We start from the raw sequence: 14,942 nt of genomic DNA on the forward strand, positions 1-14,942 counted from the left end.
CCGGCGACCCCCGGCAGCTCATCGGCCCCGGCCCGACGCCCGGGCGGTCGCGGCCCCGGCGCGACGGGGTGGTGGGCCCCGCCGGGGGTGGGGCAGGTCAGCCCGTGGCGACCCGGTCCAGGATCGCTGCGGCGAGCTCCTGCGGCGCCTTCTCCGGGATCCAGTGCGAGACCCCGGGCAGCTCGACGAAGCGGTAGTCGGCGGTGACCTGGTCGGCGCAGGCCTCGGCGGCCGTCCGGCCCACGGCCATGTCCTCGTCGCTCCACACGTAGGTGGTCGGCACGCCGACCGGGTCGACCGGGGTGGAGGAGCTCATCGCCCGGTACCAGTCCAGCGCCGCGGTGAGCGCCCCCGGCGCCGACAGGTGCGCCACGTAGGTGTCGATCGCCTCGGGCGGCACGTCGCCGAGGATCCGTCGCAGCCGGCGGGCGTCGTCCTCGAGCAGCACGCGCTCGGCCTTGTCGCGCTGCCAGAACAGCTTGATGTAGGCCGAGCGCTCCTTCTGCTCCGGGTCGGCGCGGTAGGCGAGGGTGTAGGCGGTCGGGTGCGGCACCGACACCGCGGTGAGGGTGCGCACGCGGTCGGGGTGCCACCCGGCCAGCGCCCACGCGACGTTGGCACCCCAGTCGTGGCCCACGACGTCGGCGGTCGTCAGGTCCAGCGCGGTCATCAGGTCGGCGGTCACCGCGGCCAGCGCCGGGAGGGCGTAGGCGTCGGTCTCCCCGGGCCGGGCGCCGGGGGAGTAGCCCAGCTGGTCGGGGGCGTAGGTGCGCAGCCCGGCCTCGGCCAGCAGCGGGGTCACCGCCGACCACGACAGCGACGTCTGCGGGAACCCGTGCAGCAGCAGCACGGGGCGACCGTCCTCCGGGCCGTCGGTCCGCACGTCGAACACGAGGTCGCCGACGTCCACCTGCAGCTGCCCAGCACCCATGCCCGCGAAGGTAGCGGGGCCCGCGACGAGCGGCGCGTTACGGTCGCCTGCGTGAGCAGCGACCCCAGCAGCAACCCCGAGCGCACGTTCGTCCGCGCCCACCTCGACGACCTGCACGCCGACCTGGACGCCTGGCTGCGCATCCCGTCGATCTCCGCCGACCCCGCGCACGCCGCCGACGTGCGGGCCAGTGCCGAGTGGCTGGCCGGGGCGCTGCGCGGGGTCGGTTTCCCCGTCGTCGAGGTGTGGGAGACCCCGGGTGCGCCGGCGGTCTACGCCGAGTGGCCGGCGGCCGAGGCCGACGCCCCCGTCGCGCTGGTCTACGGCCATCACGATGTGCAGCCGGTGACCCCCGAGGACGCCTGGACCCACCCGCCGTTCGAGCCCACCGTCGTCGAGACCGACCGCGGCCCCGAGCTGCACGCCCGCGGTGCCATCGACGACAAGGGCAACGTGGCGTTCCACCTGCTGGGCCTGCGCGCCCACCTGGCCGCCACCGGCCGTGACACCCCCGCGGTGACCGTCAAGCTGCTGGTCGAGGGCGAGGAGGAGTCCGGCTCCCCGCACTTCCGCGCCCTGCTCGACGAGCGCCGCGACCGGCTGGGCTGCGACGTCGTGGTGGTCAGCGACACCGGCATGGCCGCCCCCGACGTGCCCAGCGCGGTCACCGCGATGCGCGGGCTGGCCGACGCCGAGATCACCCTGCGCGGCCCCGGCGTCGACCTGCACTCCGGGTCGTTCGGCGGCGCGGTCCCGAACCCGCTCCACGCCATGGCGTCGCTGCTGGCCGCGCTGCACGACGAGCAGGGACGGGTCACGCTGCCCGGGTTCTACGACATGGTGCGGCCGCTGTCGGACCGCGAGCGCGAGCTCATGGGCCGCGTGCCCTTCGACGAGGCGGCCTGGCTGGCCGGCCCCGCAGCGTCGCGAGCGACCGCCGGCGAGGCCGGGTTCAGCACGCTCGAGCGCATCGGTGCCCGCCCCACCGCCGAGGTCAACGGCATGTGGGGCGGCTACACCGGACCGGGGCACAAGACCATCGTCCCGGCCGAGGCGCACGCCAAGATCACCTTCCGGCTGGTGGCCGACCAGGTGCCGGCCGACCTCGGCGACCAGCTGCGTGCGTGGGTCGCCGACCACCTGCCCGCCGGCATCGAGGCCGACGTGCACGTGCCCGAGGGCGGCGTGAGCCCCTGCGCCAGCGACCTCGACCACCCGGCCATGGCCGCGCTGCTCACCGCCATCGGGCGGGCCTTCGACCGCCCCGCCGACGAGGTGCTGTTCACCCGCGAGGGCGGCAGCGGCCCCGAGGCCGACCTGGTGGCGGTCCTCGACGCCCCGCTGCTCTTCCTCGGGGTGGGCCTGCCCACCGACCGCATCCACGCGCCCAACGAGCGGGTGCTCTTGCCGATGCTGCACCGCGGTGCCGAGGCGGCGGCGCACCTGTGGCGCGAGCTCGCCGCCCTCGCTCCGGCCCGCTGAGGGGACGACGACGATGCGCGAGGGCGACCAGTTCGGCCCCTACCGGGTGCTGGGCCTGCTCGGGTCCGGTGGCATGGGTGAGGTGGTGCGTGCCCTGGACGCCGAGCACGAGCGCGAGGTGGCGCTCAAGGTGCTCCACCCGCAGTGGGCCGGCGACGAGTCCTACCGCGAACGGTTCCGCCGCGAGGCCCGGGTGGTGGCCCGGCTGCGCGAGCCGCACGTGGTGCCCATCCACCGCTACGGGGAGATCGACGGTCGGCTGTTCCTGGACATGCGGCTGGTCGAGGGCGAGGACCTCGGGTCGCTGCTGCGCCGCACCGGCCCGCTGCACCCGGCCCGCGCGGTCGACATCGTCGGCCAGGTGGCCCGCGCGCTGGACGCCGCCCACGCCGACGGCCTGGTGCACCGCGACGTCAAGCCCTCCAACGTGCTGCTGGTCGCCCGCGCCGACGGCGGCGACCTCGCCGGCTCCGTGGTCGGGGACGACTTCGCCTACCTGGTCGACTTCGGCATCGCCCGCCCGGTCGGCGACGAGACCGGCCCCGCCCTCACCGGCACCGGGCTGACCATCGGCAGCACCGAGTACATGGCGCCCGAGCGCTTCCACGGACGCCAGCTGTCGCCGGCCACCGACGTGTACTCCCTGGCCTGCGTCCTCCACGAGGCGCTCACCGGCGAGCGCCCGTTCCCGCCCGGCGACGCGGTGAGCCAGATGTACGCGCACGTGAACAGCACCCCCCGGCCGCCCAGCGAGGTGCGACCAGGCGGGTCCGGCGGCGTCGACCTGGCGGTCCTGGACGGCGTGGTGCTGCGCGGCCTGGCCAAGGACCCGGCTCAGCGCTGGACGTCGGCCGGCGGGATGGCCGCGGCGGCCCGCGCAGCGCTCGGGGTGAACGGCATCGAGGTGCCCCGCCCCGGCGATCGCCCCCCCGGCCCGAACGGCACCGCGCCCACCACCGTCGGCCTGCAGGGCGAGGACCCCGGTCGGGCCGGCACGGCCCTGCGCACCGACCCGACCGCTCTGCTCCCGGGTCACGCCCCGCAGGGTGCGCCGCTCGGCGACGCGGTGCGCGGGCCCGTGCCGCCGCCGGGCCCGCCCCCGTGGGCGCCCGGCCAGGGCCAGGGCCGGGTCCGGGCACCGCGGCGTCGGTCGGGGCGCGGGCTGCTCGTGCTGGCCGTCGTCCTCGCGCTGGTGGCGGCTGCCCTGGGGGTGTGGGCCGCGATCGCCACGGCCCGGGCCGGTGACGCCGAGGACGCTGCGCTGGACGCCCAGCAGGCCCTGCTGGCCGTCGGGCTGCCGACCGACGTCGTCCCCGCCGACTGCACGCGCACCGCAGCCGAGGACGCCGTCCTCACCGGGCTGGACTGCGGGGTCAGCCCGTCCCCCGACGGCCCCAGCGGCCAGACCTACCAGCTGTACGACTCCCCGGAGTCGGCCGCGGCCGCGTTCGACGACGCCGTGGCCGCCGCCGGGCTCGGCCAGCTCGACGGCGACGACGCGTTCGCCTGCTCGAGCTCGGACGGCGACCAGGGCTGGGTGCGCCTCGCGGACTTCGACGACCAGCCGGTCGGTCGGCTCTCCTGCGGCGTCGACGCCGACGGTGCGCCCGTGCTGACCTGGACCTGGGACGACCGGTCCGGCTACGCCTCGGTCACCGGCCGCGGCGGCCAGGACGGGCTGTCGGACCTGCTCTCCTGGTGGCGGGACACCGCTGACCGCGAGGACCTCTGACCCGGCACGCCTGGGCCTAGGGTGCTCGACATGAGCGCTCCCGGTGCGGCACCTCCGGGCTGGTACCCGGACCCGGACGGCGCACCCGGCATGGTGCGCTGGTGGAACGGCATCGGCTGGTCCGACGTCGCCACCCCGGCCGGGCCCGGCGTCACCACCGGCACCGGTGAGCAGACGCTGCGCCCGCCCCGGCCGGTGTGGCAGCCCGCCGGCCCTGCAGCCACCCGTAGCCGCGTGCCGTGGGTCGTGGGCGCGGTGGTCGCGGCCGTCGTCGTCCTGGTGGTCGGCGTCGTCCTCGGCACCTCCGGTGGGCGCACCGGCGACCCCGGCCCCACCGGCGTGGCGGGGCCCACCGCGACCGGCCCCACCTTCGCGCCGGGCACCGTGCAGATCGTCGACAACCAGGCCGGGATCGCCTACCCGTTCCTCGGCGACGGCTGGTACCAGTACGTGCTCAGCCCCCCGCTGGAGACCACGTCGGTGGCCGGGCAGTACTTCGTCACCCAGGACACCGTGCCCGACGGCGGCGAGTTCATCGCGCAGATCACCTCCGGGCCCGTCGCCGAGGGCTACGGGTGGACCGGTCCCGGCAGCGCGCAGGCCACGGTGGACACCTTGACCGAGAGCGTGCGGGCGAACTACTACCCGGGGCCCAACGAGGCCGAGGTGCTGCGCGACGAGGCGGTCACCGTCGACGGCGCCCCGGGCTGGATCCGGGAGTTCGTCCTGTCCTGGGACAACCCCGGGTACGACGCCACCGGTGAGCGGGCGGCGCTCCTGGTCGTCGACACCGGCCGCTCGGCCCCGGCGCTGCTCTACCTGTCGATCCCCAACACCCACGCCGAGCTGTACGGCGTGATCGACCGCGTCGTGGAGGCCGTCGACGTCCTCTGACGCCCGGCCCGGGCCGGGCGGCCGCGGCGCGACTAGGGTCGGGACGTGAGCTCACCTGCTGCTGATCTGACCCTGCGGCACCCGGTGGAGCGCTTCACCCTCGACAACGGGCTGCGGGTGGTCCTCGCCCCCGACAGCAGCGTGCCGGTCGTGGCGGTCAGCGTCTTCTACGACGTCGGCATGCGCTCCGAGCCCGAGGGCCGCACCGGGTTCGCCCACCTCTTCGAGCACGTCATGTTCCAGGGCTCGGCCAACGTGCCGAAGATGGAGCACGCCCGCCTGGTGCAGGCTGCCGGCGGCACCTTCAACGGCTCCACCCACCAGGACTACACGAACTACTTCGAGGCCCTGCCCGCCGAGGCCCTCGAGCGCGCCCTGTTCCTCGAGGCCGACCGCATGGCGGCCCCGGCGATCACCGAGGAGAACCTCCGCAACCAGATCGACGTGGTGAAGGAGGAGATCCGGGTCAACGTGCTCAACCGGCCCTACGGCGCCTTCCCCTGGTTGCAGCTGCCGCAGATCGCCTTCGAGTCCTTCGCCAACACCCACGACGGCTACGGCTCCTTCGTCGACCTCGAGTCCTCCACCGTCGCCGACGCCCAGGACTTCTTCGACCGCTACTACGCCCCGGCCAACGCCGTCCTGTGCCTGGGCGGCGACCTCGACGTCACCGAGACCGAGAAGCTGGTCCGCCGCTGGTTCGACCAGGTCCCGCACCGGCCGGCGCCACCCACGCCCTACACCGGCGAGCCGTCGCCGACCACCGCCCGCCACGGCGTCGTGGTCGACCCGCTTGCCCCGGCCCCCGCGCTGGCCATCGCGTGGCGGGTGCCCGACCCGGTCGCCGACCTCGACACCTACCTCGGCACGGTGCTGCTGAGCGAGCTGCTCAGCGAGGGCGACGCCTCGCGGCTCGAGCTCCGCCTGGTGCACCGCGACCACCTGGCCATCGCCCAGTCCTCCTACGTCGGCCTGTTCGGCGACCCGTTCGACGTGCGCGACGCCACCACGCTGACCACCCAGGTGCACCACCCCGCCGAGATCACCCCCGAGCGGGTGCTGGCCGCGGTCCACGAGGAGGTCGAGAAGGTCGCCCAGGACGGCGTCCCGGCCGAGGAGCTGGCCCGCGTGCAGGCCCGCACCAGCGCGCAGCTGCTGCGCGGCGCCGACTCCGTGCTCGGCCGCACCCTCGGCTTCGCCTCCGCCGAGCTGATCCACGGCCGCGCCGAGCTGGCCGGCGAGCTCGCCGCCCGGCTGGCCGCGGTCACCCCCGAGGCGGTGCAGCACGCCGCCCGCGGGCTCGTGCCCGACACCGCCGCCGTCCTCGAGCTGCACACCGCCGGAGGTGCCGCATGAGCGCGCCCGTCCTGGACCTCGCGCTGGTCCCGCCGCTGGGGGAGCCCCGCCCGCAGCCGGTGCCCGACGTCCACCTGACCACCCTCGACACCGGCCTGCAGGTCGCGGTCGTGCCCCGCGCCGGGGTGCCGCTGGTCGAGCTGCGGCTGCGCATCCCCTTCGCTGCCGCCTCGGCCCGCACCGTGGCCGCGCACGTCGCCCGCACGTCGGTGCTGACCGGCGCCGTGCTGCTGGGCACCGCCGCGCACGACCAGGTGCAGATCGCCCAGCTGCTGCAGGCCCAGGGCGCCGAGCTGTCGGTGTCGGCCGACCCCGACCGCCTGCTGCTGTCCACCACGATGCTGCCCGACGGCCTGCCCGCCGTCCTCGGTGTGCTGGCCGAGCTGCTCGGTCGCCCCACCTACCCGGCCGCCCAGGTCGCCGCGGAGAAGGCCCGCGTCGCCGAGCGCGTGGCCATCGCCCGCTCGCAGCCGGGCGTGGTCGCCCGCACGGCGCTGGCCGCCCGGCGCTACGGGGCCCACCCCTACGCCGTCGGGTTGCCCGACCCCGAGCAGGTCGCGGCCACCACCCCGGCCGCGCTGCGCAAGCTGCACCGCGAGCGGGTCCTGCCCGCCGGCAGCACGCTGGTGCTGGTCGGGGACGTCGACCCGGCCGCGGCGACCGACGCCGTGGCCACCGCGCTCGGGGGCTGGGCCGGGACCGGCACCGCCGTCGACGCCCCGCCGCTCACCCCGGCCCCGCCCGGGCCCCTGCTGCTGGTGGACCGGCCCGGCGCCGTGCAGTCCAACATCCGCATCGGCGGCCCCGCCCCGGGCCGCCGCGACCCCGAGTTGCCCGCCGTGCGGCTGGCCAGCATGGTCTACGGGGGCTACTTCTCCTCCCGGCTGGTCGAGAACATCCGCGAGCGCCGCGGCTACACGTACAGCCCGCGCAGCGCGGTGGACCACCTGCAGGCCGGGTCCTCGTTCCTCGTGGAGGCCGACGTCGCCACCGAGGTCACCGGGCCGGCGCTGCTGGAGACGGTCTACGAGCTGGGCCGCATCGCGCTGCTGCCGGTCACCGAGGCCGAGCTCGACGCCGCGCGTCGCTACGTGCTGGGCAGCACGGCCCTGGCGACGGCGACGCACGCCGGCCTGGCCAGCACGCTGTCCGCCCTCGTGGGGTCCGGGCTGCCGGCCGGCTGGCTGGCCGACCACCAGGCCGCGCTGGCCGCGGTCACCCTCGACGAGGTCACCGCGGCGGCCCGGCGCTGGCTGCACCCGGCGGGGCTCACCACCGTCGTGGTCGGCGACGCCGCGCAGGCCGGCGACCAGCTGGCGGCCCTGGGCCCGGTGGAGCGGTGAGCGTCCCGCCCGTCGACCCCGCCGCGGCCCCGCCGGGGGGATCCGGCCCGGCCGACAACCCGCCGCCGTCCGAGCTGCCGGTCGACGTCGCCGTCTGGCCCGAGCACAGCGGACCCACCACGGACGACGTCCCCGTGCTGTCCCGGGTCGGCCACGACCGCGGCCACCTCGACCGGACCCTCGACGACCCGGCCCGCGGCCGGCCGGTGCGGGTGCTCACCATCGACGCCCAGCGCCAGGTCCCGCTGCGCGAGACGGCCACCGGCCCCGAGCTGCTGTGGGACGAGCGGGTCGAGTTCCCCGCCGGTGGCATCTACCTCGGGCACGCCGAGGACGTCGCCTACGCCGTCGTCCGCGGTGAGCGTTCGCTGACCATCAGCGGCACACCGGTCGACGGGTGGAGCGGCCTGCGCGAGGTCGGGTCCGACCTCGGTGCGCGCGACGCCGGCCTGCTGGCCCAGGCCGTGGGCATCGTCGAGTGGCACGAGCGCAACCGGTTCAGCCCGTACACCGGCGCGGCCACCGTCGTCGAGAAGTCGGGTTGGACCCAGCGCGACCCCACCACCGGGCAGGAGGTTTTCCCGCGCACCGACCCGGCCGTGATCATGCTGGTGCACGACGGCGGCGACCGGGTCCTGCTGGGCCGGCAGGCCGTCTGGCCGCCGGGGCGGTTCTCGATCCTGGCCGGGTTCGTCGAGCCGGGCGAGAGCGCCGAGGCCGCCGTGGCCCGCGAGGTCGCCGAGGAGGTCGGCGTGGAGGTCACCGACGTCCGCTACGTCTCGAGCCAGCCGTGGCCGTTCCCGCAGTCGCTGATGCTGGGCTTCACCGCCCGGGCGGTGGGCACGGACCTGCACGTCGACCACGACGAGATCGAGGAGGCGCGCTGGTTCAGCCGCGACGAGCTGCGCTCTGGCGCCGGCCCGGCCGCGCTGCCGCCGCCGGTGTCCATCGCCCGCCACATCATCGACACCTGGCTGGCCGGGGACCCTCAGGCGTAGCGGCCCTGCACGACCAGGGCGGGGCGGTCGGCGTGGTCGGCCAGCACGACGAGGTCGGCCAGCGCCGCCGGGTCGACCTCGTCGTCGTAGCGGTCGAACGCGGGCAGCTCCCACTGCTGCTCCGCGGGGAACCGCCGACGCCGGGCGGGGCCGCTCACCCGCAGGTGGACGACGACGTCGAAGGCCAACCCCACGCCCTGCAGCAGCGCACCGGGCACCAGCACGACCGCGGCGGCCGGCACCCGGGCAGCCCGGGTGGCCCGGTCCCGCTCGACGTCCCACAGCTGCGGCAGCACGTCGCCCGGGCCACCCGGGCCGACCCGGTCGAGCACCTCGCGGCCCAGGCCCGCGACGTCGAGCCAGTCGGTGTAGCGGGCGTCGGGATCGGTGCGTCCGTGCTCGAGGCGCACCGAGGCCGGGCGCAGGAACCCGACGGCCGGGACGACGAGGGTCGACCGGCCCAGCGCCGGCAACCGGTCGGCGACCTGCGCGGCCAGCCGCTCGGGTGCGGCGACGTCGGGGCCGTCGAGGGCCACGCGCACCGCCGTCGCCCCCGCCTCGGGTGGGGTGGCGGCCAGCAGCGCCGCCAGCCGGTCGGCCAGCGCGTCCGGGGACAGCGGGAGCGGAGCGCTCAGCGGTCGCCCTCGACCAGCGCCGGGCGACGGTGACCGCGCTCGACCCGGCGACGGGTCGGACGGTCGGCGTCGGCGACCGACTCGACCGAGGGCGCCGGGGCCGGCGGGGGCACGTCGGGCGCCGGGGTCGGGGTGACGGCAGCGGGCGCGCACACCAGGCCGTCGAGCACCTCGCGCGCGAGGTCGTGCACCGGTCGACCGCTGGCGCGGGCGTCGCGCCGCAGCTGCTCGAAGGCCGCGCGCGGCGTCGTGGCGTGCACAGCGGCCAGGACACCGATCGCGCGCTCGGTGGAGACGCGGGTGGCCAGGGCGTGCTCGAGCTGACCGACGGTGCGCCGCAGTGCGGCGAGCTCCTGGTCACGGGGGTCGTCGGCACCGGGCTCCGGGGCCGCGGGGCCCCGGGCGGCCCGGCGGACGTCGCGGCCGGGCTCGGGGGAGGCCCCGAGGTCCTCGGCGATGAGGTCGGCCAGGCTCATGGCCTCGACCAGGTCGGGGGCCTGCTCGGTGCCGGCCGGCGTCAGCACCGCCCACCCCCGGGTGGTGCGGGTGATCACGAACGCTGCCTCACCGGTGCCGGTGCGCACGACGTCGTCGGGCGTCGGACTGCTCACGGGGGTGTCGGCGACGCCATCCACGGCCCTGTCCTCCCTCGGTCCTCCTGACCACGGTGGCCGGGACGGTACGGGCCCCCCGCAGCCAGCACCACCGTGATCATGGACCGTCGAGGGCCGTGGGTGGGGGATCACGCGCCGGAGGAGGCCAGCTGGCTCTTCACCTGCTCGATGGTGGGGTTGGTCAGCGCGGTGCCGTCGGCGAAGATCAGCGTGGGCACGGTCTGGTTCCCGCCGTTGGCCTTCATGACCAGGTCGGCGGCGGCCTCGTCGGTCTCGATGTTGACCTCGGCCCACTCGATGCCCTCGCGCTGCATGAGCTTCTTCAGGCGCACGCAGTAGCCGCACCAGCTGGTGGTGTACATGGTCACGGGGGCGGTGGGGGCGCTCATGCGGTGGGACCTCCGTCGAGGGTGGCGCCGGTGACCTGGTGGCCCCGGCTCGTCGGGAGGACCAACGCCGCCGGTCCGGGGATGCTTCCCCGGACTGCTCCCCGGACTGTCGGACCCGGCTGCCAGACTCGGGGGATGACCGGGGGAGTGCAGGGCGCGGAGGCGGTGCTGGCCGGGCTCGACGAGCAGCAGCGGGCCGCGGCGGCCGCCGTCCGGGGCCCGGTGTGCATCCTCGCCGGTGCCGGCACGGGCAAGACCCGCACCATCACCCACCGCATCGCCTACGGGGTGCACGCCGGGGTGTACGTGCCCGAGCAGGTCCTGGCCGTCACCTTCACCGCACGGGCCGCGGGCGAGCTGCGCGGGCGCCTGTCGGCGCTGGGTGTGGGGGGTGTGCAGGCCCGCACCTTCCATGCGGCGGCCATGCGGCAACTGCGGTACTTCGCCCCCCGCGTGCTCGGCGGCCCGATGCCCGAGCTGGTCGAGAACAAGCTGCGGGTGGTGGCCGGGGCGGCCACCCGGCACCGGTTGACCACCGACCGGGCCAGCCTGCGCGACCTCGCCGGCGAGATCGAGTGGGCCAAGACCACCCTGGCCACCCCCGACGAGTACCCGGCCCGGGCCCGGGCCGCCGGTCGCGAGGCACCGTTCGAGGCGGCTGCCGTCGCCGCGGTCTACGCCTCCTACGAGCAGGCCAAGCAGCGCGAGGGCGCGCTGGACTTCGAGGACCTTCTCCTGGTCACCGCCTACGCCCTCGAGGAGCACCGCGACGTCGCCCAGGAGGTGCGCGGGCAGTACCGGCACTTCGTGGTCGACGAGTACCAGGACGTCAACCCGCTCCAGCAGCGGCTGCTCGACGCCTGGCTGGGCGGCCGGGCCGAGCTGTGCGTCGTCGGCGACCCGCACCAGACGATCTACTCCTTCACCGGCGCCGACCCCGACTACCTGCTCGGCTTCGCCGACCGCTACCCCGACGCCGAGGTGGTCAAGCTCGAGCGCGACTACCGCTCCACCCCCGAGGTGGTCGGGCTGGCCAACCGGCTCATCGGCATGGCCCCCCGGCGCACCGGGTTGCCCGGGCTGCGGCTGCTGGGCCAGCGGGCCGCCGGTCCCGAGCCGCGGTTCGTCGAGCACCCCGACGAACCCACCGAGGCGGCCGCGGTGGCCGCCATGTGCCGTGCGCTGGTCGACTCCGGCCTGCCGGCGGCCGAGATCGCCGTGCTGTTCCGGATCAACGCCCAGTCCCAGGTCTACGAGTCCGCCCTCGCCGACCTGGGCGTGCCGTACGTGCTCAAGGGCGGCGAACGGTTCTTCGAGCGGCCCGAGGTGCGCGAGGCGGTGCTGCTGCTGCGCGGCGCGGCCGCCGGGCGCGACGACGGCGGTCCGCTGGTGCCGGCCGTGCGCGACGTCCTGGCCTCGGTCGGCTGGGTCGAGCACCGTCCGCCGCCCGGGGGTGCGGCCCGGGACCGGTGGCAGTCGCTCTCGGCGCTGGTCGACCTCGCCGTCGACCTGGTCGCCGAGCAGCCCGACCTCACCCTGGCCGGCTTCGTGGCCCACCTGGCCGAGCGCGCCAACGCCCAGCACGCCCCCACCGTGCAGGGCGTCACCCTGGCCTCCATGCACGCGGCCAAGGGCCTCGAGTGGGACGCGGTGTTCGTGGTCGGCCTGGTCGACGGCGTCGTCCCCATCGCGCAGTCGCTGGCCCGTCCCGCCGCGGTCGAGGAGGAGCGGCGGCTGCTGTACGTCGCGGTCACCCGCGCCCGCGAGCAGCTCACCCTGTCGTGGTCGCTGTCCCGGCAACCCGGCGGCAAGCGGTCCCGCCCCCGCAGCCGCTTCCTCGACGGCCTGGCCCCCGACACCGCCGAGCAACGGGCCCGCGCTCGTCGGTCGCCGGCCCGGCGGGCGGAGGTGCAGCTCGACGGCGCGGCCGGCGAGCGGTTCGAGCGGCTCCGCGCCTGGCGGGCGGCCACCGCGTCGGCCGCGTCGGTGCCGGCCTACGTGGTGCTCAACGACGCCACCCTCCAGGCCATCGCCGAGTCCCGGCCGGCCTCGCTCACCGAGCTGTCGGCCCTCCCGGGCATCGGCGCCCGCAAGCTGGAGATGTACGGCGCCGACGTCCTGGCGGCCGTCGACGAGAACTCCTCCGTCTAATTGCGTTGACCGCCTCAGCAGGGGTCCCCTAGCCTCTGCTGCACGCGCTCCGGTGACGGAGCACACCAGCACGGCGCACGAGGACGAGCAGCACGTCCGCACCGCGGGACCGGCCCACCGGCCGGTCCCCGAACCCCGGAAGGAGGGGTCACCTTGGGCAGCACCGCCATCTACGCGAAGGCCCCGTCCCGCGTCGGGGTCTTCGTCGCGTGCGGCCGAGCCGTCGAGGGCGCCTCGGTGGCGCACACCGCCGCTCCGTTCCGTGGCACCGGTCTGCCCGTCGGCGCCGGACTGCGGCTCCGCCCGGCCGGCGTCCCCATGACCGTCCGGCCCGTCGACGCCATCGGCGGCGACGTCCAGCTGAACAGCGACACCCCGGGTGACCTGCCCCCGAGAGACCCCCTGAGCTAGCGCTCAGGTCGGTCCTCCTCGAGGCCGCGGAACCCGGACAGAACCGGGATCCGCGGCCTTCTCCATGTGCCGTCGATCCCACCGACCACCCGTCGGCGGGCCCTCCGCCGTCGGTTGCACGACGAGGAGAGAGGACCGACCGTGCAGCACACGATCGAGCGACCGGTGTCCCTGCCGCGCGCCGAGCTCGAACGGACCCCGCGGACGGCGCTGCCCTGTCGCACGCAGGACGCCGACCTGTGGTTCGCAGAGGCGCCGGCCCAGCTGGAGCAGGCCAAGGAGTTCTGCGGGGCCTGCCCGCTGCAGGCCTCCTGCCTGGCCGGCGCACTGGACCGCGGCGAGCCGTGGGGCGTCTGGGGCGGGCAGATCTTCGACCACGGGGTCGTGATCGCCCGCAAGCGTCCCCGGGGCCGCCCCCGCAAGGTCGCCGCATGAGCGACACCACCCACCCGAGAACCGAGCACGAGACCCCGAGAGGGGGAGTGATGGACCTCTACCGCAACGAGTTGACCCTGGCGCGCATCCGGCAGGCCGACCTGCTGGCCGACGCCGACGCGTCTGCCCGGGCCCGGCGGATCGTCGCCGCGCGGCGCTGGGCCCGACGGGCCGAGCGGGCCACGCGCCGGGCCGCCCGCGCCAGCGCCGCCGTCCGGTGAGCCGCTCGATGCGCTGGCCGACGACGACCGGGTACCCGGTCGCCGTCGGCCAGCGCGGCGTCAGTCGACGAAGCCGGGCAGCCAGCGGGCGATGACCGAGCGGAAGTCGGCCTCGGCGTCGAGCTGGCAGAGCACCCCGATGGACCCGATCGTCACGCGGTGGATGAGCAGGTAGGCGGGGGGCAGGTTGAGCTGGCGGCCCAGCCGGCTGGCCTCGCTGCGCGGGTCGCCGACGCGGGTGGCCTGCTCCTGCATCCAGGCCCGGGTGAACCGGAACCGGTCGCTCGCCACCGGTTCGAGCAGCGGGAGCAGGTAGTCCAGCACCGCCTGGGCGTCGACCTCGACCTCGGGCTTGACGAAGCCCTCGGTGCGCAGGTCGGCCAGCACGTCCTCGGCGCGGCCCTCCAGCGCCCACCGCACCAGCCGGCCGATGGGTTCGGGGTAGCCGCCGGGCAGGCGGGCGACCGCCCCGAAGTCGATGACGCCGAGCCGGCCGTCGGGCAGCAGCCGGAAGTTGCCCGGGTGCGGGTCGGCGTGCAGCAGGCCGGCCCGGGTGGGCCCGCCGAAGTGCAGGGTGGACATCAGCAGGCCGGCCCGGTCGCGCTGCTCGCGGGTGCCGCCGGTGATGATCCGGGAGAGCGGGGTGCCCTCCATCCACTCCGACACGATGACCTTGGGTGCGCTGGCCACGATGCGGGGCACGGCGATGTCGGGGTCGCCGGCGTAGGCAGCGGCGAAGGCCCGCTGGGAGTCGGCCTCCATCGCGTAGTCGAGCTCCTCGGCGACGCGGGCCTTCAGCTCGGTGATCAGCGGCTTGACGTCCATGCCCGGGAAGAGGACGGCGAACATGCGGGCGAAGCGGGCGAGCTGGTTCAGGTCGGCCATCAGCGCCGGCCCGGCCCCGGGGTACTGGATCTTGACCGCAACGTCGCGGCCGTCGCGCCAGACCGCACGGTGCACCTGGCCGATGCTGGCCGCCGCGGCCGGTTCGTCGTCGAAGGAGCTGAAGCGCGTGCGCCACGTGCCGCCGAGCTGCTGGGCGAGCACCGCGTGCACGGTGCGCACGGGCATCGGAGGGGCCTCCTCCTGCAGCTTGACCAGCGCCTCGCGGTAGGGGGCGGCGAGCTCCTCGGGCACTGCTGCCTCGAACACCGACAGCGTCTGGCCCAGCTTCATGGCGCCGCCCTTGAGCTGGCCGAGCACGGCGAACAGCTGCTCGGCCGTGCGCTGCTGCAGGTCGGCGGAGACCTGCTCGGCCGACTGGCCCGTGAGCCGGCGGCCGATGCCGAGGGTGGCCCGCCCCGCAGCCCCCAGCGGCAGCGATGCCAGGCGAGCGGTGCGGGACACGCT

15 protein-coding genes are annotated in these 14,942 nt (G+C 76.0%); 10 read left to right on the forward strand and 5 right to left on the reverse strand.

The features are described from left to right. Positions 1-97: 97 nt before the first annotated feature. On the reverse strand, positions 98-931 hold the full coding sequence (locus BLP29_RS12965) for an alpha/beta fold hydrolase (protein WP_092805123.1): 834 nt from the start codon (positions 929-931) through the stop codon (positions 98-100). A 51-nt stretch (positions 932-982) separates the two neighbouring features. Between BLP29_RS12965 and BLP29_RS12970 the strand changes: the two genes are divergently transcribed. The 6 genes from BLP29_RS12970 to nudC are packed head-to-tail and all read left to right on the forward strand — an operon-like array spanning position 983 to position 8,736. Beyond that, positions 983-2,413 (forward strand): M20/M25/M40 family metallo-hydrolase, encoded by a 1,431-nt coding sequence (locus tag BLP29_RS12970; RefSeq protein ID WP_092805125.1) that lies wholly within the window; start codon positions 983-985, stop codon positions 2,411-2,413. Positions 2,414-2,426: 13 nt separating this feature from the next. Next, complete coding sequence (locus tag BLP29_RS21280; protein WP_092805127.1) at positions 2,427-4,145, forward strand: serine/threonine-protein kinase; 1,719 nt, start codon at positions 2,427-2,429, stop codon at positions 4,143-4,145. 30 nt (positions 4,146-4,175) lie between these two features. Continuing rightward, on the forward strand, positions 4,176-5,039 hold the full coding sequence (locus BLP29_RS12980; protein WP_092805604.1) for a DUF2510 domain-containing protein: 864 nt from the start codon (positions 4,176-4,178) through the stop codon (positions 5,037-5,039). A gap of 45 nt (positions 5,040-5,084) precedes the next feature. Further along, entirely contained in the window at positions 5,085-6,395 is a 1,311-nt protein-coding gene (locus BLP29_RS12985) for a M16 family metallopeptidase (RefSeq protein WP_092805129.1), read from the forward strand. After that, positions 6,392-7,738, forward strand: coding sequence for a M16 family metallopeptidase (locus BLP29_RS12990; RefSeq protein WP_092805131.1), 1,347 nt, complete (start codon positions 6,392-6,394; stop codon positions 7,736-7,738). Before BLP29_RS12985 ends, BLP29_RS12990 begins: the two co-directional genes overlap by 4 nt. Next, the gene (nudC, locus tag BLP29_RS12995) at positions 7,735-8,736 is read left to right on the forward strand and encodes an NAD(+) diphosphatase (protein WP_092805133.1); all 1,002 of its coding nucleotides are present in this window, start codon (positions 7,735-7,737) and stop codon (positions 8,734-8,736) included. The genes BLP29_RS12990 and nudC overlap by 4 nt, the downstream gene beginning before the upstream one ends. Here the strand turns inward: nudC and BLP29_RS13000 are convergent. From BLP29_RS13000 to BLP29_RS13010, 3 genes are all read right to left on the reverse strand, one after another. Then, positions 8,727-9,272, reverse strand: coding sequence for a nucleoside/nucleotide kinase family protein (locus BLP29_RS13000; RefSeq protein WP_243469935.1), 546 nt, complete (start codon positions 9,270-9,272; stop codon positions 8,727-8,729). The genes nudC and BLP29_RS13000 overlap by 10 nt on opposite strands. 95 nt (positions 9,273-9,367) lie before the next feature. Beyond that, the gene (locus tag BLP29_RS13005; protein ID WP_243469936.1) at positions 9,368-9,982 is read right to left on the reverse strand and encodes an ANTAR domain-containing protein; all 615 of its coding nucleotides are present in this window, start codon (positions 9,980-9,982) and stop codon (positions 9,368-9,370) included. A gap of 131 nt (positions 9,983-10,113) precedes the next feature. Beyond that, entirely contained in the window at positions 10,114-10,374 is a 261-nt protein-coding gene (locus BLP29_RS13010; protein WP_092805135.1) for a mycoredoxin, read from the reverse strand. A gap of 135 nt (positions 10,375-10,509) precedes the next feature. Here BLP29_RS13010 and BLP29_RS13015 point away from each other — a divergent pair, with 135 nt between their 5' ends. The 4 genes from BLP29_RS13015 (at position 10,510) to BLP29_RS20675 (ending at position 13,592) form a co-directional block, all read left to right on the forward strand. Further along, positions 10,510-12,525, forward strand: a complete 2,016-nt coding sequence (locus BLP29_RS13015) for an ATP-dependent DNA helicase UvrD2 (protein ID WP_092805137.1) — start codon at positions 10,510-10,512, stop codon at positions 12,523-12,525. Between the two features lie 153 nt (positions 12,526-12,678). Then, the gene (locus BLP29_RS13020; RefSeq protein WP_092805139.1) at positions 12,679-12,936 is read left to right on the forward strand and encodes a hypothetical protein; all 258 of its coding nucleotides are present in this window, start codon (positions 12,679-12,681) and stop codon (positions 12,934-12,936) included. A 141-nt stretch (positions 12,937-13,077) separates the two neighbouring features. Next, positions 13,078-13,371: a WhiB family transcriptional regulator gene (locus tag BLP29_RS13025; RefSeq protein ID WP_207798481.1), complete on the forward strand. Its 294-nt coding sequence runs from the start codon at positions 13,078-13,080 to the stop codon at positions 13,369-13,371. Continuing rightward, on the forward strand, positions 13,368-13,592 hold the full coding sequence (locus BLP29_RS20675) for a hypothetical protein (protein WP_133379155.1): 225 nt from the start codon (positions 13,368-13,370) through the stop codon (positions 13,590-13,592). The genes BLP29_RS13025 and BLP29_RS20675 overlap by 4 nt, the downstream gene beginning before the upstream one ends. Positions 13,593-13,652: 60 nt before the next feature. On the opposite strand, the gene BLP29_RS13030 is transcribed toward BLP29_RS20675, so the two are convergent. Then, entirely contained in the window at positions 13,653-14,939 is a 1,287-nt protein-coding gene (locus BLP29_RS13030; RefSeq protein ID WP_243469937.1) for an ABC1 kinase family protein, read from the reverse strand. Positions 14,940-14,942: the final 3 nt, after the last annotated feature.

The sequence above is a fragment of the Klenkia marina genome (assembly GCF_900101025.1).
In the GTDB taxonomy this organism is placed as follows: domain Bacteria; phylum Actinomycetota; class Actinomycetes; order Mycobacteriales; family Geodermatophilaceae; genus Klenkia; species Klenkia marina.